This window comes from Clostridium algidicarnis (assembly GCF_000703125.1).
GTDB lineage: Bacteria > Bacillota > Clostridia > Clostridiales > Clostridiaceae > Clostridium_L > Clostridium_L algidicarnis.
This window is the reverse complement of sequence record NZ_JNLN01000001.1, coordinates 598,856-621,722: the sequence shown is the minus strand read 5'-3', so window position 1 is coordinate 621,722 and position 22,867 is coordinate 598,856. Positions and strand designations below refer to the sequence as shown.

At 29.1% G+C, this 22,867-nt stretch carries 19 protein-coding genes; 16 read left to right on the top strand and 3 right to left on the bottom strand.

Annotated elements, in window-relative coordinates; genetic code table 11:
- Positions 1–157: 157 nt before the first annotated feature.
- Positions 158–781: a hypothetical protein gene (locus BV55_RS0103045; protein ID WP_029451287.1), complete on the bottom strand. Its 624-nt coding sequence runs from the start codon at positions 779–781 to the stop codon at positions 158–160.
- A 597-nt stretch (positions 782–1,378) separates the two neighbouring features.
- Between BV55_RS0103045 and BV55_RS0103040 the strand changes: the two genes are divergently transcribed.
- The 4 genes from BV55_RS0103040 (at position 1,379) to BV55_RS0103025 (ending at position 8,395) form a co-directional block, all read left to right on the top strand.
- A complete protein-coding gene (locus BV55_RS0103040) occupies positions 1,379–3,496 on the top strand; it encodes an ATP-binding protein (RefSeq protein WP_029451286.1) in 2,118 nt (705 codons plus the stop codon).
- A 1-nt stretch (position 3,497) separates the two neighbouring features.
- Complete coding sequence (locus BV55_RS0103035) at positions 3,498–5,021, top strand: hypothetical protein (protein ID WP_029451285.1); 1,524 nt, start codon at positions 3,498–3,500, stop codon at positions 5,019–5,021.
- 199 nt (positions 5,022–5,220) lie between these two features.
- Complete coding sequence (locus BV55_RS0103030) at positions 5,221–6,471, top strand: DNA cytosine methyltransferase (protein WP_242850843.1); 1,251 nt, start codon at positions 5,221–5,223, stop codon at positions 6,469–6,471.
- Between the two features lie 247 nt (positions 6,472–6,718).
- Positions 6,719–8,395 (top strand): NERD domain-containing protein, encoded by a 1,677-nt coding sequence (locus tag BV55_RS0103025; RefSeq protein WP_029451283.1) that lies wholly within the window; start codon positions 6,719–6,721, stop codon positions 8,393–8,395.
- Between the two features lie 356 nt (positions 8,396–8,751).
- Here the strand turns inward: BV55_RS0103025 and BV55_RS0103020 are convergent, their stop codons facing one another.
- Together BV55_RS0103020 and BV55_RS0103015 are read right to left on the bottom strand one after the other, a co-directional pair.
- Positions 8,752–9,162 (bottom strand): HepT-like ribonuclease domain-containing protein, encoded by a 411-nt coding sequence (locus tag BV55_RS0103020; protein WP_242850842.1) that lies wholly within the window; start codon positions 9,160–9,162, stop codon positions 8,752–8,754.
- Positions 9,125–9,355 carry a nucleotidyltransferase domain-containing protein gene (locus tag BV55_RS0103015; RefSeq protein ID WP_198023186.1) on the bottom strand — a complete coding sequence of 77 codons (231 nt, stop codon included), beginning with the start codon at positions 9,353–9,355 and terminating at the stop codon, positions 9,125–9,127. Before BV55_RS0103015 ends, BV55_RS0103020 begins: the two co-directional genes overlap by 38 nt.
- Positions 9,356–9,728: 373 nt before the next feature.
- Between BV55_RS0103015 and BV55_RS0103010 the strand changes: the two genes are divergently transcribed.
- From BV55_RS0103010 to BV55_RS0102950, 12 genes are all read left to right on the top strand, one after another.
- Positions 9,729–10,451, top strand: a complete 723-nt coding sequence (locus BV55_RS0103010; RefSeq protein WP_029451280.1) for a DUF5058 family protein — start codon at positions 9,729–9,731, stop codon at positions 10,449–10,451.
- 12 nt (positions 10,452–10,463) lie between these two features.
- Positions 10,464–11,180: a hypothetical protein gene (locus BV55_RS0103005; RefSeq protein ID WP_051652381.1), complete on the top strand. Its 717-nt coding sequence runs from the start codon at positions 10,464–10,466 to the stop codon at positions 11,178–11,180.
- 64 nt (positions 11,181–11,244) lie between these two features.
- On the top strand, positions 11,245–12,411 hold the full coding sequence (locus tag BV55_RS0103000) for a M20 metallopeptidase family protein (RefSeq protein ID WP_029451278.1): 1,167 nt from the start codon (positions 11,245–11,247) through the stop codon (positions 12,409–12,411).
- Between the two features lie 87 nt (positions 12,412–12,498).
- On the top strand, positions 12,499–14,112 hold the full coding sequence (locus BV55_RS0102995; RefSeq protein ID WP_029451277.1) for a PucR family transcriptional regulator: 1,614 nt from the start codon (positions 12,499–12,501) through the stop codon (positions 14,110–14,112).
- A gap of 878 nt (positions 14,113–14,990) precedes the next feature.
- Positions 14,991–15,422: an NUDIX hydrolase gene (locus BV55_RS0102985; RefSeq protein ID WP_029451276.1), complete on the top strand. Its 432-nt coding sequence runs from the start codon at positions 14,991–14,993 to the stop codon at positions 15,420–15,422.
- A gap of 150 nt (positions 15,423–15,572) precedes the next feature.
- On the top strand, positions 15,573–16,346 hold the full coding sequence (locus BV55_RS0102980) for an MBL fold metallo-hydrolase (protein WP_029451275.1): 774 nt from the start codon (positions 15,573–15,575) through the stop codon (positions 16,344–16,346).
- A 19-nt stretch (positions 16,347–16,365) separates the two neighbouring features.
- On the top strand, positions 16,366–16,641 hold the full coding sequence (locus BV55_RS0102975) for a hypothetical protein (protein ID WP_198023185.1): 276 nt from the start codon (positions 16,366–16,368) through the stop codon (positions 16,639–16,641).
- Positions 16,642–16,914: 273 nt separating this feature from the next.
- Positions 16,915–18,198, top strand: coding sequence for a hypothetical protein (locus BV55_RS0102970; protein ID WP_029451273.1), 1,284 nt, complete (start codon positions 16,915–16,917; stop codon positions 18,196–18,198).
- Between the two features lie 653 nt (positions 18,199–18,851).
- On the top strand, positions 18,852–19,562 hold the full coding sequence (locus tag BV55_RS0102965; protein WP_029451272.1) for a DUF5058 family protein: 711 nt from the start codon (positions 18,852–18,854) through the stop codon (positions 19,560–19,562).
- 21 nt (positions 19,563–19,583) lie between these two features.
- A complete protein-coding gene (locus tag BV55_RS0102960; RefSeq protein WP_029451271.1) occupies positions 19,584–20,258 on the top strand; it encodes a hypothetical protein in 675 nt (224 codons plus the stop codon).
- Positions 20,259–20,355: 97 nt separating this feature from the next.
- On the top strand, positions 20,356–21,477 hold the full coding sequence (locus tag BV55_RS0102955; RefSeq protein WP_035794233.1) for a M20/M25/M40 family metallo-hydrolase: 1,122 nt from the start codon (positions 20,356–20,358) through the stop codon (positions 21,475–21,477).
- Positions 21,478–21,490: 13 nt separating this feature from the next.
- Positions 21,491–22,822 carry an amidohydrolase gene (locus tag BV55_RS0102950; protein ID WP_029451269.1) on the top strand — a complete coding sequence of 444 codons (1,332 nt, stop codon included), beginning with the start codon at positions 21,491–21,493 and terminating at the stop codon, positions 22,820–22,822.
- Positions 22,823–22,867: the final 45 nt, after the last annotated feature.

The window sequence follows — 22,867 nt, the reverse complement described above, 5'->3', positions numbered from 1 at the left end:
AACAATTTATTTAAAGATATTATTAGAAACTGAGAATAAAAATATTAACGAAACTGATGATAAATCCATTAGTTATAATATAACTACACTTGAGAATATATTATTAAATAAAAAAATTCGTATTAGCAAAGAGAGTAATATACATATTTTTCATTGTTTATTCAAAGCAAAAGTCCCAGAAATCATTCATGTAGTGGCAAAGCTCATTAAATTTCTCAACAAAAATTTGATCACAGGTATTCTCATGGCTAATCAAGTTTTGGCATTCCACCTGTGTTTCTTTCAGTGAAGATGTTGAATATCTTGAATTTTTTAAATTGGTATAATCATCTTCGTTTTCATCAGCATCTTGAATTTCAAAGTAAACATCTATTTCATCTATAATTTGCTTCAAAATTAATTTTGAGGTATTAATCCAATATCCACTATTGCAGGTGTTTAGTGATATGTCTTCAAAATAAAAATCAACGATACTTAAATCAATGTATTTATCGGTTCTATTTGCTTTAATTAAATTTATTGAGTTATCAATTTCACTTAATTTTAAAAAATGACTTTTTTTAGGGCAATCTTCTTTTATATCCGTTAGAAAATTACGAAAGTAATTTAGTGCATTCAATTTATTTTCAAACGCAATAAAGCAGACTTGTCTTACTCCAGTGTTAGGATCATTTATACTAGCGTTAATTAGATAATTTTTTGGATTCCAATTATGATGTATTGATGAATGATTTGTACTATCTACTTCTTCAGGTGTATAAATATGAAACGAACTATTCATTTTATTTCCTCCTTTGTTGGTTATATTAAGTGTTAAAAATAAAATATTATTAATAGTGTATTCTAGATAGAAGTTACAAAAATGATATTGTTATGCTCAATATCCATTAAATTAAGTATAACACAAATTATGATATATATAACAAAAAAAATTGGCCCTATACAAGATTTTATTTTAGTTTGAACAACCTGTTATAAAGTTAAAAACACATTCTAAAACCAGAATAAAGTCATGACAATAGGTTGATTTTATAGTTACTTTTTATTGTATCGTACTGTGTAATTATGCATAAGTGATTATTTTTAAATAATTTTAAAAATATTGCAAGAATTAACTTCTAATAGATTGGAAGAGTACGGTTTTTCAATAATGGTTAATGAAACCAAAATAAATTTGTAGTATAATGGTATTGGAATTAGTTAGGAAGAGTGGTAAATGGAGTAATAATAATTTCATTTAGGCAAATATATAATATTCATTTGAAATAAACAGTAAAAATATAGTACCACAAATATTCATAGTAGACAAAAAATGATTTTTCATGAGATATATTAAAATGAATAAAAATATTGTATAGATTTAAAGGAAGGTGTAATAATGAGCGAACCCATTGTTTTTAAACCAAGAGCTAGGCTTATGTCGCAGTTAGGTGAACAATTAATAAAGGACGAGAACATTGCAGTTTTAGAATTAATAAAAAATTCGTATGATGCTGATGCTAAAGAGGTTTCGATAACTATGGAGAATATAGAAAATCCAGAATCTGCTGTAATTATCATAGAAGATAATGGAGATGGCATGTCTTTAGATATAGTTAAAAACTGTTGGATGGAGCCAGGAACCGATAATAAAGAGCAAAAATTAAAAGAAATGATAGAAAATAATATACGTAGCAATCTTAATAGGTTGCCAATGGGCGAGAAGGGTATAGGAAGATTTGGGGTACATAAATTAGGAAATAAGATAACATTGATAACCAGAGCTGAAGATAGTAAGGAAGTTTGTATTGAAATTGATTGGACAATCTTTAGTTCTAATAAATATTTATCAGATATTCCAATTGAAGTAACTGAGCGTGATTCTTCATATCGATTTTTAAACAATAGCGTAAAAGGAACTAAAATTATTATAGAAAAGCTTAAAACTACATGGAGTAGAGGTAAAATAAGGGAATTATATCGTTCAATTAATTCATTGAATTCACCGTTTAAGTCTATTGATTCATTTAAAGTTTCTTTCAATATTGATAAAACTGATTGGCTTAAGGGACTTTTAGAATATGATGATATTAAAGAATATGCATTATTTAAAGTCAAGATGACATTATCTGGTGATAAGATTAAAAATTATGTATATGATTTTACACCTTGGAAATCAATGTCAAAGCTTAGTGAAAGACATAATCCAATTACTGAAATAGACATGGTAAGATCAATTAGAAAAGAAAATGGGATGGGCAAAACAAGGAAAGTATTAGAACCAATTGATTTAAATAAATGTAAAATAGGAGATGTGGAAATAGAATTATTAAGTTTTGATTTAGATTCTAATATTCTTAAAATGGAGCTAACGGATATACAAGGTATAAAAACTTATTTAAATACCAATGGTGGTATATTTGTATATCGTGACAACATTAGAATATATGAATCAAATAAAAATGATTGGCTTGGATTAGGAGTAAGTCGTGTTAATTCGCCAGGAGACAAAATAAGTAATAATTTAGTATTGGGTAGTGTTAATATAAATCGTGATGAAAGTTCTGACTTAAAAGAAAAGACAAATAGAGAGGGTTTTATTGAGGATAGTGCATATGATCTTTTTTGTGAAGCAGTTCTTTTTGCAGTACAAAAGTTTGAAAGAGATCGTGCTCAGGATAAATTGTATTTAAAGAAATACTATGGCGTTACATCAAAATCTGAACCTGTTATGGCAGAGGTTACTATACTTAAGGAAAAAGTGGAAAAGAAAATTTTTGATGAAAGTCTAAAAAAAGAAATTTTTGGGTGTTTAAGTAATATTGAAACACAATATAAACATATAACCGAAGTTTATCAAAAAAGTTCAAGCGCAGGGCTGAGTATGAGTGTAGTTTTGCATGAAATAGATAAAATTATTTCTGAACTTGAACATGCTATTATAGCTGAAGATGCATCAGAGCATGTAAGATTTTTGGTAAACCGATTAGGTACTTTAACTGATGGTTATGCGTCTGTAGTTAAATCTAAAACAATTAAATATTTTGACCTTAAGAAAATAATAACACAATCATTATTTATGGTGGATTTTAGGCTTCAAGCACATGAGATTATAGTAGATAAACAGTACATGAAGAGTAATATTGATTCAAAAGTCAAGGGTAATGAAAGTCTTATAGCTAGTAGCATTATAAACATGGTAGATAATTCAATTTGGTGGTTACAGTATGCTAAAATACAGTCTAAAAAAATGTACTTTGATATATCACGTGATATTCCAGGATATTTAAGCATTATTATTGCTGATAATGGTAAAGGATTCACAATTCCAACAGATATGGCTACAAGGGCATTTATATCAGATAAGCCAAGTGGAATGGGCTTAGGGCTTCATCTAGCTAGTGAGTTAATGAAACAACACGGTGGTGAATTGAAGTTCCCAGAATTTAATGATTTACAAATACCAGAGGAATATAAACAAGGAGCTATATTAGCTTTAGCATTTAAGGAGAAATAAAATGGAGTTAACATTTAAACATAACGTTTTAATAATTGATGATAGGTATGAAGAAGCAGTACCACTTATTCAAGCATTGTCTATAAAAGGGGTTTATACAATATATTGGGATGGTAAGGTAGAAAATAAACCTCAGAATCCATTGAATGGAATAAGATTTGTTTTTTTAGATATGAGATTTTCAGCTGTTACTGATCAACGGTCTATTAATACATTTTTATTTACATTACTAAAATCAGCAATTAATATAGAAAATGGACCATATGTTTTATTTATTTGGAGTAAACATGACAATGAATATTTAGAAGGTTTTAAAAAGGAACTTTTAGAACAAGCAGGAATTGCTAAACCATATTTAATTATTAACATGGAAAAAAGTAATTTTATACAAACGGTGTATGAAAAAAATGAAGTGTATGAAGAGATAGCGAGCACATTAGATACTAAAGAGTTACCACAAATAAAAAAAGAAATTTTAGAAGTATTAAACAACTTTAATATCAATGATAGGAATGAAATGGTAGTAATTAAAGAAAATGGATCAGAAAATCTAATAATTAAATTAGAAGAAAAAATAAAAGAAATCAGTTCACTAAATATTCTATTTATGTGGGAAAAAATCGTGAATTTAGCAGCAATAAATTTAGTTAATACAGTATCGGATTTTTCGGAGTTCAATGAAGATTGGGATAACAATATTAAAACCCTTATTCAAAATTTAGCTGTAGCTAACGCAGGAAAGTCTTTAGGACAATCGGCCCAAGAGTATATTATTAATGCATTATCAGCCTTAAATCAAATGTTACCAGATGAGCTAGTAAATCAATTGGTTAGAGAGAAGATTGATGAGGAAACATTTGACTTCATTAAGAACCATTGTATTACAAAGACTATTAATGGGATCGCTTATTCAATCACAAAAGCAAATAAAAAATATCTTATTAAAAAAGGCAGTACAGATTACAAGAATTTTAAAACAATAGATGAACTTGAAAAGGATTCTGAAAAAAAATTACTCATTGAGCTATATAGTGAATATGTGAAGTTATTAGGTAAAAGTAATTTTAAGTTGTTATGTGAAAGTGCTACACTTGATGAAATAAAGAAACCTGGAAGTATTTATAATGCAAAAGATGATGTACTATTAAGGGACTTATGTAATTCAATATTTAAAAAAACAGAAATTAAAGAAATAACAAATATTAGTTTAATTAAATTAGACATATCTTCATCTTGTGATTATTCGCAGAATAAGCTTAAAAGAGTAAGAATAATACCAGGTATAATATTTGGAGAGGAATATTTTTCATATATTGATAATACCGAAGATATATATTGCACACCTGAAGTGGAGATAAAAGGTAAGTTATCAAAAATTGGATTTAACTTTAATTTTATAACAAATACATGTAAAAGTGAACTAACAGAATCCGATAGAATATTTTCATTTCGTGAGTTACTTTTATTGGAAATAAAACAAAAATTAGCAGCTTATATATTGCGGGTTGGAATTATGAATATGTAAAATTATTTTTTTATATATGTTATTATTAAGTTCAAAGGGATAATAAACGGGATTTTACTATTTTGAAGAGCAAGGTTTTCTATATTTCAAAATAAATTTGTCAAAGGTATATTTACAATCCAAACCTAACCTGGTATTCTGATAATGAAGGAATAAAAGAACATTGTACGAGGTGGTGAGGAATATTAATTATTTAGATTTGTTTTCAGGAACGGGAGGACTTTCAGAAGGGTTTTTAAGATCTGGGTTTGAGCCTGTAGCACACATTGAAATTGATGGCAATGCATGTAAAACTTTAGAAACAAGATCTGCATACTATTATCTTAAAAGAAATAACAATATGGATATATATAGAAAATATCAAACGAGTTATAATAAAAAAGAAAATGAAAAAGAAAAAGCAAGAAAGATTCTTTTGTCGAGTATTCCTCAAGGGATTATAGAGCCTATTTTGAATATAGAGATTTCAGAAAAAACTTTGCCCAAAATATTTGAACAGATTGATAATAGAATAAACATTTTAGGTAGAAGAGAGATTGATCTCATAATTGGGGGACCTCCATGCCAAGCCTATTCCTTAGTTGGAAGAGCAAGGGATGAAAATAATATGGAGGATGATCCTAGAAACTATTTGTACAAGCTATATGTAAGATTCCTAACAAAATATAAACCTAAAGCGTTTGTGTTTGAGAATGTTCCAGGTATATTAACAGCTTTTGATGGGAACATATTTAGGAATATTCAAGCTTATATGAAAAGAGTAGGATATAATATCGAAGCACATAAAATTGATGCTAGAGATTTCGGTGTTCTTCAAAGTAGAAAAAGAATAATTATTATTGGATGGAGAAAAGATTTGGAATTTTGTTACCCAGCTATTGAACCATGCAATTTCAATTATACAGTAAATGATATACTTACCGATCTTCCTAAACTTAATGCGGGAGAAACATATACAAAATTTACTTATAGAAAAAAACCTAATCATTATCTATTAAGCACAAAATTGAGGGAGACAGGGGATGTACTTACTCATCACATAGCTAGACCACATATTCAAAGGGATTTAGATATTTACAAAATTGCAGTAAATAAATTGAATAGCGAAATGACAAGAATAAAATATACGGATTTACCAGAAGAGTTAAGGACTCATAATAACTTGGAATCTTTTCTTGATAGATATAAAGTTGTTGCAGGAAATCAAAAATATGCACATACAATGGTCGCCCATATATCTAGAGATGGACATCATTATATTCATCCAGATATAACACAGAACAGATCTATCACAGTTAGAGAAGCTGCTAGAATTCAATCTTTTCCAGATGATTATTATTTTGAAGGATCAAGAACTTCAAATTTTGTACAAATAGGTAATGCAGTACCACCGTTGATGTCAGAAAAAATTGCACAATGGTTTAAAGCTAGATTAAATATTTTAGAATAAAAAGTTTAGACTCCTTACCGCATAACATAGTAAGGAGTTTAAACTTTTAATCCTTTCCATAAACCCACATTTGTTAAAAAAATTACTTTTAAAATGCTTAGCAAGGCAAAAATGAGAAAGGCTAAATCACATTACCATGTGGAATTTTTTTAGCTGTGTTGAATATTTAGTGGTTACTATTATATTAAAATATAGTTATATAGGCTAAAACTAATATTATAATAAATAGATTTTTGGAGGGGATATCTTGAATAAGGAGGAAATTTGTAGTTTTTTAATTGAGAATAACAATGAAGCAATTAGGTTGTACAAGGAATATTTAAATGAATGGATAGATAATAACTTTATGTATTTTCAGTCTGATATTTCAATGATACATATGCCAATAAATCCGGATAGATCATGTAATCCAGATTATATACTTCGTAAATATATAATAGAACTAAAACTAAATAATAAAAAATATTTTGATCAAAAGGATAAAAATATGTTTTTTATTGAGCTAAGTGAAAAAGTGCTTAATGATATTAAAAGTTATTTATTAAAGTTTAATAAAAATTTAGTAAATATAATTCTTTTATTTTGCTATAGCATTTCATCATATAATAGAGAATTAGGTTTTAATATTGTAAGCTTCCAACAAAATGGAGAGTGTATAGATGTAGAAAATCAAATTTTAAACTTATTATGTACAATAATGACAAAAAATATGATTTTTGATACGGATACTGAATGGTATACAACAAAAATCGAACAATTTATTGCAACTGAGGATGAAGCTTTAGAATTATTAATTAAAATTATTTCTTCAGAGGAATATGCATCAAAAAAATCAATGAATTTTACAGATGCAATTTTAAAAGAGTTACTAACTTTGAGCCATGTATTAGTATTAATAATACATACAAGACAAGATTTAACAAAAGGCATAAATAAGATGTCAATTATGGAGATAGATAGTGAAGGTATTATAAATGCACATGAGGCATTTGATTGGGGTAATACGGAAGTATCAAATTATGATTATAGATTTGATATGGATTGGAGTGAATATAGTGAACAGCTCACAGATGAATTAGACAATGAGATATTTTGTAAACATGGATTCTATTTACATGATGTTGCTATATTAGAGAAGATGCTTATACTTGATAAAGAGATAACGATTGGTGACAAAAATAAATATTTGGAAATGATAACGGATATAGGTATAGAGGAGAAGAGAGCAGAAAAATTATTTGATTATTTTTCTTTCAATAGAAATAAGGAAAAAATAGTAACAGAAAAACTATATAAATATTTGATTACTGAATATTATGATATGTCTTTCCAAAAAATCTTTATTAATTTTGATGATACTTATTTTATATGCTATAAGTTTTTGGCTAAATATGCTTTGAAATATTTTATAGCTTCGGTATTTAATAGCCCAAATAAATTTATTGAACATGAAATAGTTGCAAATAAAATTACAGACTCTTTTTGCAAAAGTGTTGAAAAGGTATTGAAAAATGCTTATCCACAGTGTAAAACTATTACGAATTATTATTGCAGTAATGATAGAGAGATAGATGTGGTTCTTATATTACAAAATAAAATTTATCTTATTGAATGTAAAAGATTGGCTTTTGCCGAAACAAGTAATAATATTCAAAATATGTATAAGAGTCTAACAAAAGATTATATAAACCAGCTAGACAAAGAGTTAGAAGCTTTTGAGAAAAATATGGACAAAATATTAAGTAGTTTTATGAAGGATAAATTAATTGACAGTGAACTTATTGGGAAATATGAACTGAAAGGACTAATTGTGACAAAAGAATTTTCACCTGCACATATTCAACAATTGAAATATCCAATATTGATTAAAGATAAATTAATTGAATATATAAATAATGATATTAAAAAGCATAAAGATTTTTGATCAAACTTTATTATAAAAATTAAGAAGTCCCTAAGATTTAATTATTTAGTTTTGGTCAAACTTTATTATAATAAAATACTGAATTTTATGGGATTAAGCCATTTATACATGGTATTCTGATCAATCTTTTTTATAAAGCTACAACTTGTGTCCACTACAAATAAACTCACTCAAATAAAAGCAAACTCGTTCAAACAGAAAAAAAGTTCAATGGAAATAATTATTATGGATATGCTATGTTTTAGAGAATGTAGTATGGAAAATTAAAAACAAATATAAGAATGTAAAAGACTGCATGTTCTCATCTAAGGTGAGAGTGTGAAGTCTTTTATTTTATTACGCTTGCACTTGGTAATTTACTGGGAGTCTGTGGTGTTGCCCAAGGTCTTGTCACTAATAACTAATCTTATTCTTTCAGAAGAGATTTCTAGAAATAAATCTAAAGTTATTATTTCAGATTTGCATATGTCGATAATTCTTTTTCTTGCTAACTTCCTTTGATAATAATCATGAGTATATCTATTCCTAAGCCTCACTATCCCTTGAAGTTTCTTAGAATCATTTGAAGATATGAATCCAAAGTTTGATGATAATTCTATTATATCTACCCCTGATTTATTAGGGATATAATTTTCTGTTGTTACTAAATATGTTTCACACATATCTAGTATAAATTCACAGAAAGAATTAAAGTAAGATATCATAGCTTCATCTACTATTTCATCCTCACTATTTGGATTTCTCTTTAAACACTCTCTTATTCTCACTAAAATGATGAGTTAAATAATCTTCTATTTCCATTTTCATAGTCCATTCTAACTCTGTATTAGAAAGAACTATAACATCTATGTCACTTCGCTCCTTGTCCCAGCAGCTTTCATTGTAACTTCCAAAAGTACATAAGGCTATAACATCATAAATCATATCAATATCTATTCCACTATCTTTAATTAATTTCATAATATCCTCCATTCTCATTTCTCTTGAATACATAGATAACATCCTAAATTACTATGTACAGAATTTTGTCAGCATCTCGATTCACTCATAATTAATTCAATATTCCTACTTATTAACAGTTGAAATCTTATTTAATGAAAAAATACGTTTATTTTTCTATTTTCAATTGATCAGGAAGAGGGTTTTATCTATTTACTAAAGTATGAAATATTTAATTTTAGGTTACTGTTGATATCAATATAGTGAAAATGTTTTCATTTATTTATAAAAATAGTAAAGATTATTGCACTGCTTAATTAAATCAAAAAGAGTATAATCGAATCAATAAATTAAATACATAAAAATATTAAAATAATTCATTAGGAGGAATAATATGAATGAAACAATGAAAATTGCTAACAGTCCAATGATGTGGATTTTATCTATACTGATTGTTGCCAATGTAATCATTCAGTCGATTATCTTTTATCGATTAGCAAAAAAACATGTGGGAAATACAAACTTATTAAAACGAGAGGAGGTAAAAAAGGCCTTTAAGATTGGAGCTATAGGAACTATCGGACCAGCTTTTGCTGTTTTTGCCGTAGCTATGGCTCTGATTGCCCAAATTGGAGGACCTATCACTTTAGCTAGAGTTGGGATTATTGGATCAGCTTCTTTTGAAATGATTTCAGCCCAAATAGGCAGTGCTGGTACAGCAGGAACACCGGAATTTATGCCAAATATGCTAGCTACAGCTGCTTGGGTAATGACATTAGGTGGAGCAGGATGGCTGATTGTAGTGTTTTTTGCAACAAAACATATTGATAAACTTCAAGAAACAATTAAAAAGACCAATCCATTAACAATTGCTTATATGTCTGTTTTTGCACCTTTTATTATTTTCTTTACATTAGGTTATAAAGAAGTAATCAATAAAGGAATTTTAAAAAAACAAATGGATTTAGCTCCTATGGCAGCTCTAATTGTTGGTGCTGTAACAGTTGTTATTATAAATAAAATCGTCGAAAAAAATAGCTCAAAAAAATGGCTCAAAGAATGGTCTATGGGATTTGCTGTTATTTCTGCCATGATTGTTGGTAGCATTATACGATAGAAGGAGGAAACTATGGAAAATAATAAACCACAAACAATAAAACAATTCCACAAGTCAGTTCACTTATGGGGAAGAATCACAATAGGAGTTGCCTTACTGTGTACCATGACTATACCAATTTACTTAACTTTCGTATTAGGTTATTATCCTAATTCAGCAGATATTATATCAGGATTAATTTCTATTGTAGGGTTTGTTGGGGTAATCTGGATTGTAGAACCGATTTCTTACTTCCCAACATTAGGTCCAGCTGGAACATATATGTCTTTTCTATCAGGAAACATAGGTAACATGCGTCTTCCTGTTATTGTAGCCACTCAGGATGCATTGGAACTGACTCCTGGATCTGAGGAAGCAGAAGTTGCGGGGATTTTTGCAATTATTTCATCAACTTTTACAAACCTAGCCATTTTAGCTATTGTTATGATAGTTGGACAAGCTATTATTAGTATTTTACCTGCTAAAATAATGCAAGCATTTAATTTTGCTCTTCCAGGTATACTTGGTTCTATGTTGGTTATGATGGGTTCTAAGTTGAAATTACATAAACTAATAGCTTTAGTTGCTATTTCAGTTGCAATTATGGTATTCATTCAACTTTCACCTAGCTTTTTGCCAGAGAGCTTAGCTAAGATAATTTCATCTGCTGACGTAGGGATTGTAGCTATAATTGGAATTGTCTATTCAATTTTAATGGCGAAGAATGATAATAAAGACAAAATTGCTTAAAGACAGAGGAATAAACATTTATTTTGTATAGTATAAAATTAAAAATATAGAAAGGAAGGTTTATATGAATTTTATTGATAAAGTAAAAAAATTTGAACCAAAAATAATTGAGAATAGGAGATATCTTCATCAAAATCCAGAACTAAGCGGACAAGAGTTTGAAACTCAAAAATATATTATTAAGCAGTTAGATGAACTAAATATACCTTACGAAAAAGTGGGTACTACCTCTTTAGTAGGTTATATTAAAGGAGGAAAAGCAGGTAAGACAGTTGCTCTTCGTGCTGACATTGATGCTCTTCCTATTATTGAGCAATCGGGAGCTTCTTATTCATCCAAGAAAGAAGGCTTAATGCATGCTTGCGGGCATGATGGACATACTGCTATGTTGTTGGGAGCAGCTCGAATGTTAAAAGAAGTTAAAGATGAATTACCAGGTGATATCAAACTGTTATTTCAAGAAGGGGAAGAAAATTTTACTGGCGCTCAAAAAGTTATAGAAGATGGAGGGATGGACGGAGTCGATGCTGTGTTTGGTATGCATGGAATGCCAATTGATGTAGGCTTTTATGATATAGCACCTGGTTATCGTATGGCTGGTTGTGACACTATACATGTTAAATTTGAAGGGATATCTGGACATGGATCCATACCACACTTAGCTAAAGACACTGTTCTTCCAGCCGCAGAGTTTGTGACACAGCTAAATGCTATGATTACTAAATTTGTTGATTCACAGTCTCCTCTTGTTCTTACAGTTGGAAAATTTGATGCGGGAACAAAAGCTAATATTATTTCCAAATATGCTAAGTTAGATATTTCTATGAGGTATTTGCATGAAGAAACTCGTAAAGCTATTCATGAAAAGATTCATAATTTAGCAAAAGGACTTGCTATCATTTATGATATCAAGATCGACGTTGAGATCGAAGAAAGTACAATTAGTATGAGTAACGATGAAAAAATTGCAGAGATTGCGAATAAATCTGCTGAAAAAGTATTTGGACCGAATAAAAATGTCCATGGTCCTATTATGATGGGATCAGAAGACATGCCCTATTATTTTCAAAAAGCACCGGGAGCATATGCTCTAGTGGGCTATTTCAATAAAGAAAAAAATAATATCTATTTCCCTCATAACGAAAAATTCAATATTGATGAGAATTATATGAAATTAGGAGCTGCTCTACATGCTCAATTTGCTTGGGATTATCTTAATGAAAATAGCTAATATGATTTAAATAATCTAGTACAAACACTATAAAGCTCTATATTTGTGATATAATCCAAAACATATTATAAATAGGGAGGTCTTTTTATGGGATTAGAAATCAGAGAAATTTTAAGGTCGGATTATTTTAAAGATTTTAAAGTACTTGCAGGACATAATGGTTTAAACAAACAGATTCAAGGAATTGCTATCCTTGATGCCCCTGATGGATATAAATGGACAAAAGGACGTGAATTGGTAATATCATCGGGATACATCTTTAAAGCTTATCCTAATTTATTCGAAAAATATATGAATGATGAGAAATTTAGAGACATTTCTGGGATGGCAATTAAAATAGATAGATATTTGAAAGAAATAGACAAAAGTGTATTGGATAAATTTAATGAATATAATATACCGTTAATAAGTGTACCAAATGAGCCGTCATGGATGGATATAATAAATGCTTTAAATGTTTTGGTTATGAATACTACTATGAAACAATTTAAGATAGACAGTATAAATGCAAGGACTATATCTGATGTATCATATCAAAATAGAAAGATAAATAAAATATTATATAAAATAGAAAAAGAAATGAATTTTCCAGCGATGCTATATGACATACTAAATGATAAAGAATATTGTAGCTCACATAAGTTTGAAGAAATTTCAGCAGAACTAGAGTTGTCAGATTTTTGGGAACCTTCGTTTGATTATACTACAGAAATTATATGTGATAACTTAGATATAACCAGATACAGATTTATTGATAAAAAATACAAAGCTCCCTTTAGTTGGATTAAGATACCAGTAATAATTGATGAGAAAGTAAAGGCTTATTTTATTGTATTGGAAGCTGAAGGTTTGATAGACTATTTTGATCAATTTAAACTTAGAATAGGATTTTTACTTATTCAATCTCTCTACGAGCAGATACTTGTATCTCAAAATTTACGAGATGCGGGATTTAAAAACTTTATAAGTGATATAATAAACAAAAAATTATTAGATAAAGATAATATTTTAGAAAGAGGAAGAGAATTAGACTTAGATATGCATATAAAATATATAACAGTGGTAGCAAAAGAAAAACAATGTAAAAATTTCATAGAAACAGAAGCTATTGAAAGAAACTTCCAAATGATTTTTGGTAAAATACAAGCAAGAATATCATTTGTAAGTGAAAGTAGCTATTTAATTTTAATTCCTATTGACAAAAATATATCAACAGAAGATAATGTGAAAAATACGAAAAAATTAATTGATAAATTCAATAATTTGGTAAAACCTGATAGGTTGAATATTAATTTAAATTTTGGAATATCTGATATTCCAACCCTTTTAATGGATACATATAAAAGTTATAAAAGAGCTTTAAAAGCTTTAGAAATGGGGAATATGCTGTATAGAGATTTTTATTATATTACTTACTCTGAACTAGGACCATTAGTTTGGATGGATATAAAACATGATGAAATAAATATAATGGAAAACGGCATTAAAAACTTGTTAGTTAAAGATAAAGATAGAGAACTTGTTAAAACTCTAGATACTTATTTAGGATCAAATATGAATTACAGTTTAACTGCTAAAAAATTATTTGTTCATATTAACACCGTGAGAAAGAGAATAGAATGTATAAATGAATTAATAGATATTGATTTAGAAGATCCAATAAGTAGACTTAAGTTAGAAATACTTCTTAAATTAAGATAAAATAAAGATGTGATTTTATAATCGCATCTTTATTTTATCGTATATACTATTATGAACATTTTTTTTATTATAAAAAACAATATTTACATTCAAGTACTGGATTGCTAATACTTTTACCATTATTATCTCTAAGTCCACAATCATTAAGTATCCTCGTTAATTCACTGCCTGTATATCCTTACCCCAATGCGTGAGATAGTGCTTCTACTTCTTCTTTTGATATTAACTATTTCATAAACACCACAAGGCTTTTTTATTGTAAAATCAGCAGTTCTTAAATATAACTTTTCTATTCTTAAAGATTTAAAAGGAAAATTCCATTGTGATACACTTCTAAGAATAAAAATGGGCAGGTTAATTATAAATACCTCGTGTAAAATAATGGATGATAATTCAAATAAAATAGTTGTCCACTTTTAATTGGCTTAAACTGTATACTGGATGATTCACACAAATGGTATAATGTGATAGTTGGAAAAGGTGGAAAAAGAGTTTAATAAGTCAAATTTAAATGTATCGGAGATGGAAAGAAAAAAGCAGTTATCGTATTTAATATGTACATTAATTGGATACTTTCTTCCTGTAAGTACTTCCATCATTTTAATATTAGTTTTGTTAAACAGCGTATAAAATAGATAAATATAAGGGGATAAGAGGATAAAAATTAAGATAATAAACCAAGACACAAAATCCACGTACAGGCATTGTGTTTTTGTTTTTTTTATTAGAGATAAAAAAGAAGGTGAAAAGAGTTGTTTATAGAAGATATAAGTAATTAGTATTATATGATGAAGATGGCATTAGATATCATTCAAAGGATTTATTGGGATTAAGAGAAAGAATAAAGTAGTAGTTTAGTTATTTGAGGGAGGATTTATATGGAAACTAAAGTATATGATTTAGGAACAATGAAGGAGGAAGAATTAAAATTTGCCGTTATAGTATCGAAGTTTAATGGTAAATTCGTATATGTTAGGCATAAGGAAAGAAAAACCTTTGAAGTTCCAGGTGGACATAGAGAATTAAATGAAGATATTAATGATACAGCATCAAGGGAATTATGGGAAGAAACAGGAGCAGTTAAATTTAGTATAGAGCCTATATTTGATTATTTATGTGATTACTCTGTTGGAGACAAAAGGACAGGTAAAAGTTATGGAAGAGTCTATTATGCAGAAATTGATGAAATAGGAGAATTGCCTAATTTAGAAATTGGAGAGGTTCAGTTATTTGATCATATGCCAGAGAATTTAACATATCCACAGATTCAACCAGTTTTACTTAATGAAGTAGAGAAGAGAATAAAGTGAGTATAGTTAAGAAGTTAATGATGTAGATAAACTAAATGCTGAAATAGTTTTTTCATTAACAAAAATTAATGATAATTTAGTGTTAGAGTTTAAGGATACAGAAGGTAATGACATAGAGGTTTATTTAGAGTTTAATAAAGGAGAGTTAACATGTATGAATGGTTTGAAATTGAAAAGATTGATGATGAAACCTATGCAATAAGTGAATATGGACATTGGGAAAAAGTACATTCCTATTTATTAATAGGCAAAATATATGCTTTGTTAATTGATACAGGCTTAGGTATAGGAAATATTAAAAATGAAGTTGATAAGTTGACAAAATTACCGGTGATAGTAGTGACAACACATGTACATTGGGATCATATAGGTGGACATGGTTTATTTAAGGACATTTATGTTCATAAAGGTGATGCAGAATGGCTAAAAAGCGGTATTCCTGTTCCACTTAATGTAATTAAAAGAAATATTGAAGCAGAGCCTTTTAGTAAAAAGCCACCAATAGAATTTAATATAGACAATTATAAAATTTATATTGGAGAGCCAACTAGAATATTAAAGGATGATGATATTATAGATATTGGTTCAAGAAAAATAAGAATTATACATACTCCAGGACATTCACCAGGGCATATTTGCCTTTTTGAAGAAGAAAAGGGATATTTGTATACAGGGGACTTAGTTTATAAAGGAACTTTATACGCATTTTATCCAAGTACAGATCCTATACTCTTTAAGCAATCTATTGATAAAATTAGTAGTTTAAAAGAAATAACAAAGATATTACCTGCACATAATGAGTTGAATGTAGAAGTGAATTTAATAAATAATATTAAGAATGCATTTAAAGATATAGAAGATAAAGATATGTTAAAGCAGGGAAATGGAATATTTGATTTTGTTGATTTTAAGATACATATATAATTCATATATTTTATATGAAATGAACGATAAATACATCAATAAAATTGAATTTAACCAAGGAGAAGTTATTAATTTTGAATATTCTCTTCAAGAAGAAAAGGGAAGTTTAGAGCTACAAATTAGAGATGAAGATGGTAAAATAGTTGAAAGTAAAAAAGGCAGCGGTGAAGCAAATATAGAGTTAAAAATTGACAAAACCCAAAAATATCAAGTGACTCTTAGACTCAGGTGGAGTTTGCTTATAAGGAATACATCTCTCCATATGAGCCTTAGAAGAACTTATCCAGGGGCGTAGCAGCCGTCATCTCCACCTTGAAAAGGATAGTGGCGTTACGGATGGTAGCCATCGGATAAAATAATAATTTTAGCAAAAAAGGCAAAGGGAAAGTACAGTTTAGAATGGTCTAAGAGGTAATAGAGTGAAAGAAAAGAATGAAGGAAAATAAGGAATACCTACTTAGCGTTCTTCATTTTTTTATTACTTCTGAGAGTTTGATTGTAGATTATAACCGAAGATGTGGTATAATTTTCTTATATATAACTAATTGTTTTATGATAGGAGATATATATGAAAATTGCTATAATGGGAGCTTCGGATTCAGTTGAAAAGATATACAAAGTTCTTTCAGCAGAACATAAGGATATAGAGTTTGTTAAATATGCAGAGGATGAGATAAAAAAACTTATTGATATGACAAGGGATATGGACTTTGAAATAGATGGTATATTTTTGACTGGCATAGGTGTTTATTCTGAAATAACTTCAAAAATAAGATTTGAAAAACCAGTTGTGTATACGGAAAGAGGTATTATAGGTATCATTAAAGCTTTATGGGAATTTTATATGGAGTGGGGCGATACAAAGAGTACAAGGATTGCTTTAGATATAATTGAAGAAAAAGATCTGATTGAGGTACTTAATGAGTTTAATATTCAGGTTAAAAGTTATGATATTCAAAAATATTTACCTTCTAAAAATGAAGGGGATTATCTTAAGTATTATTTAGAAAAATACCAGTCTGGGAATATTGATTGTATTTTCACCTCCTTTGGATATATATATAATTATTTAAAAAAGCATAATATTCCTGTTTATAGGATACAGGCAACGAATATTGATATTAAAAATCGATTCTTTAAGTTGAAAAATAGTGTTAGTTTAAAAAGCATCAATGAATGTGCAATTCAAGTGCAGATCATTGAGGTAATAGAAGGGAATGTCGGGCTATATGACAGTAAAAATCACAATCTTCAATTGGAAGAAGAAATTCTTATGTATTCTAAAGAAATTGAAGGTATGATGCAGACTATTAATCCAAATGAGTATCTTATTATATCTAATAAAGGTGCAGCATTAAGTGTAGAAAATATAAGTTCTTTATACAGAATAATAAATGGCTGTAAGTCAAAAAACATTATATTAGGTGTAGGCATAGGTGAGGGTGTAACCATTTATCAATCTGAAAATAATGCAAGAAATGCTTTAAGAAAGAGTACTTCTGAAAAGCAGGGTAATATTTATTTTTATGATGGTGAAAATGTAGTAGGACCCATCTTTAAGAAAAATCAAATCAAATATAAAAATTTAGTAGATGAAGAAACCCTAAAATTATCTAAGGAAATTGGAATTAGCTATCAATATATTGAGAAGATTAGTAGTGTAATAAAGAAACTAGGAAGAGATGAATTTACAAGTAAAGAACTGTCTGAAATTCTTTTTATAAGTGAGCGTAGTGCTAATCGTATTTTAAAAAGTATTATAGATAAAGGTTATGGAGAAGAGTCAAATTTAGAAAATTCTTTAGGAGTTGGAAGGCCACGTCGCAAAATTAAGATTAAACTAAAACCATAAAGTAATGCTTATAATTCCAGTAGAAATTTGATTTTTATTGGAATTATATTTTTTTCTACGTGTTTAAAGGCTGGCAAGTTATGAAGCTATTACATTATCATAAATGAATCATAGAAATCACAGATAATTCTTAATAATTGTTGACAATTAAAAAAAGATGTATTATAATTTGAGATAATTTAAGACCTATTTAAGTCATAGTTAAAAACAATTAAGGACATATTAAGGTCATGTATAAACATAATTAAAGTTCTATTTAATGAATAAGCAGATGCAATTAAAGGCCTATTTGGGACAAATCCAAAAGATAGTTAGAGTTATTTTTTTAGTAGTAATTTATATTTTAACAAAGTAAGTCTAGTTATCTTTTTAATTAACAATTTAAATTCAGGTAAAACATCACTATGTAGAAAACGTTTTTATTATTCAAACAAATAACTTGTTAAATTTTATAAAAGGGAGTGATACGGAGTTTAATACTTGAATCTATTTATAATTTAGTAAGCAATTTATTAATAATGAATACATAAGCTTTATAACATTCATAATAAGTTTGAGTAGTTTGTAAAATTTAAACGTTTTAAATATTATTTCTAGAAGTTAAGATATTACTTAGACTAAGGAATTAAAAAGTGAAAGGGTGGGGGTAAACAATGAAAGAAGCAAATCATTTATATTATGCGAATCATCCTATTATGTGGATTGTATCTATAATAGGTATATCTGTTGTATTAATACAATCTGTATTAATAATGAGAAAATCAATTAAAGCTGGTTTAGATATGGGGATGGATTATTCTAGGATTAAGAAGGGGATTAAAACAAGTGCTATTGGTAGCATTGGGCCTGCATTGGGTGTTGTTGGAAGTTTACTTGCTTTATTAGTTACTATGGGATCACCTATATCTGCATTTAGATTAAGTGTAATTGGGGGTTCTAACTTTGAAGCTATGGCTGCTAACTTTGGGGCTAAAGCTTTAGGATCAGAACTATCTACTAGCATGACTCCTGTAGTATTTACAAATGCGTTATGGACAATGGCTTTAGGGTCAATTGGATGGATAGTGTTTGTATTTTTATTTGGACATAAAATGGATAAGGTAAATAACTTATTAACAAGTGGAAGAAAAGCACTATTACCAGCTGTTAGTATAGGAGCGATGCTTGGATCTTTTGCTTACTTTAATGTAGGTAATTATCTAAAGGTTAGAACAAATCCTGATGTAACCATTGCTGCAATTTCAGGTCTTATTATTATGATGGTCTGTTTGAAATTAGGAGAGAAAAAGACTAAATGGCTAAAAGATTGGGCTCTAACCATTGCAATGTTTGGAGGAGCAATTATTGGAACTTTAACATTTTAAAATAAAGGAGGATTATAATAAATGAGCGTTTATGAAAAATACATTAAAGATATTACAAAGATCGGTAGATCTACTATGATTCTTGGACTGATTGTGAGTTTTTTACCTCCACTTGTTATGACATTTGGATTTGGATTTAACCCTGGACTTGGAGCAATTTTAGCTGGAGCAATTTCTCAAATATCAGTTTCTGGTGCTTTTTATTTTAGTGAACCTATTAGTTACTTTCCTATTGTAGGTAGGGCAGGATTATATATGGGATTCTTGTCTGGAAATTTGGTAAATATGAGGATTCCAGCGGCGGTATCATCTTTAGAGGGATCTGGTTATGAGTCTGGTACTGATGAAGGTGCTATTATGGGAACTATAGGAATAGGAGTTTCTATATGGGTTGGTATTGTATTTTTATTAGTATCTGTATTTGCTGGGCAGACATTGCTAGCTAGCTTACCACAGTCTATTAGCAGAATGTTATCTCTTATTATTCCTGCATTATTTGGTGGTGTATTTGGACAATTTGCATTAAAATCACCTAAGTCAGGTGTATTTGCACTTGCTGTTGCTTTTATAATGACAAAGGTTGTTGCTATTATTCCAGGAAAACCATCATTTATCATTACTCTAGTTTCAGTATTTGCAACCATTGCATTTGCTAAGAGACAATTAATTAAGAAAATAGATAAAGAGGAAGCTTAATCAACTTAGAGTATAATTTTTGGTTTGAAAATGCTTGATAGAAAAATACTTAGTTTTTATGTAGTGTTATAAATAGATTATACAAGGAGGTACCATAGTGAATAAGGAAAGATTATTAAATAATTTAGTGGAAATGTTAGAGATTCATTCACCTTCAAAAAAAGAAGGGGAGTACGGAAAGTATCTTGTGAATTTATTAAAAGACATGGGTGCTCTAATATACCTAGATAAAGGGTATGTAGAATATGGTGGGGACTGTCCTTCAATAATAGCTAAGTTCCCTGGTGATATAGAAGGCGAGGGTGTAACTCTTGCTGCTCATATGGATGTGGTAGAGCCTAATTTAAATGTGAAACCAATAGTAGAGGGTAATATAATTAAATCAGATGGGACAACCACCTTAGGTGGAGATGATAAAGGTGGAATAGCAAGTATTATTGAAGTCTTGAGAACTATTAAAGAGGAAAATATATCACATGAGGATATCTATATTGTTTTAACACCATGTGAGGAAATCGGTATGCTTGGAGCCAAGCATTTTGATTGGACGAAGGTACCAGAAGACATGTTCCCTGCAAAGAATATGATTGTTGTTGATAACTCTGGAAAGGCTGGGCTTATTGCACATACTGCCCCAAGTAAATATGATATTGAAATTTGCTTTAAAGGTAAAAAGGCTCATGCGGGTATAGAGCCTGAAAAGGGAATCAATGCTATAATGTTGGCAGCACATTCTTTGTCTCGTATGAATGTAGGGAGAATTGATGATTTAACAACATCCAACATTTCAAAAATAGACTCTGAGTTTCCATCAAATATAGTTCCCGATGTCTGTAGGATTACTGGAGAGGTTAGAAGTCACTTTGAAGATAAAATTTTAGGGATTATTGAATCTTATAAAAAGATATGTGATGAATCCATTGAAAAATTTGGTGGTAGCTACAAGTTAGATTATAAGTGTGATTACCCTACATTAAAACCAAAGGATAATTTGATTTTTGCAAAACAATTTGCTAAAATATATGAAAAGTTAAATATTTCCTCTAAGCTTCAGGTTATTGGTGGAGGATCAGACAGTAATATATTTGCAAAACAAGGATTTAACTCAATTATTATTGGAGTTGGAATGAACAATGTACATACTGTTGAAGAATATTTAGAAATTGATGAACTAGTAAAGACAACAGAGGCCATTGTTAGATATATAAAAAAGGACTGATTAATATATGGGTATGAGTAAAGAAATAATGAAGGCTAAAGTAATTTCTACAATTGAGGAAAATAGGGATTTGATTTTTAATATAGGTAGAAAGATCTATAAAAATCCTGAGCTTGGCTATAAAGAATTTGAAACTACAAAACTTGTGAAGGAATTTTTTGAAAATGAATTAAATTTAGATATGGTAGATGGTATTGCGTGTACTGGTTGTAGGGCTAAAATAAATGAGGAAAAGCCTGGCCCAAGGGTTGCAGTTCTAGGTGAATTAGATGGCATAGTTTGCAATGCTCATAAGGATTCTTTAAGTTCAGGGGCTTCTCATACTTGCGGTCATAATATACAAATTGCAGGGATGATAGGTGTGGCAATTGGTCTTATAAAGTCAGGGGTATATAAAGAGCTAGATGGTAAGATTGATTTTATTGCAACACCTGCAGAAGAATTTATAGAGATAGATTACAGAAGCAAACTAAAGGAAGAGGGCGTTATTCAATATTTTGGAGGAAAACAGGAATTAATAAGAAAAGGTGCCTTCGATGATGTTGATATGGCAGTTATGTTCCATGCTTTAGATGTTGGTGATAAAAAGGTATTAGTTGGGACTGTAAGCAACGGATTTATTGGAAAGAATATTAAGTTTATTGGTAGGGAGGCTCATGCGGGTAACTCGCCACATAAAGGGGTAAATGCACTTAATGCAGCTGTCCTTGCCATGAACAATATAAATGCTCAAAGGGAAACCTTTAAAGATAGTGATAGAGTAAGAATTCATCCAATTATAACAAAGGGTGGGGACATCGTAAATGTTGTACCTGCCGATGTTCGAATGGAATCATATACAAGGGCAAGAACTGTAGAGGCAATGATAGATGCAAATACAAAAGTTAATAGATCATTAATTGCTGGAGCTATGGCTGTAGGTGCTAATATTGAAATCAAAGAATTGCCAGGATACTTGCCGATTTTAAAACATCAAGAAATGGAAGATATATTATTTAAGAACCTAATAGAGCTTGGAATTACAAAGGATGATATAGTACAAGAAAGCGACTTTTCAGGTTCCTTCGATTTAGGTGATGTATCTCATATAATGCCAACCTTGCATCCTATGTTCGGTGGAATAAAAGGAGAGCTTCATTCAAAAGATTATTGTATAGTTAATGAAGAATATATTTATTTAGAGCCAGCTAAATCATTAGCTTTAACTATAGTAGACCTACTTTTTGATGATGCAAAAGAGGCTAAAAGTATTCTTGATAACTTTGTTCCTGCTATGACAAAAGAAGAATATCTAAATTTCATGAATTCAAATGACAAGCTTATAAAAAGAGAGTTCTTAGATTAAATACAAGGCTTAATTAAGGATAAATCATAATAATAAAAAGTCATA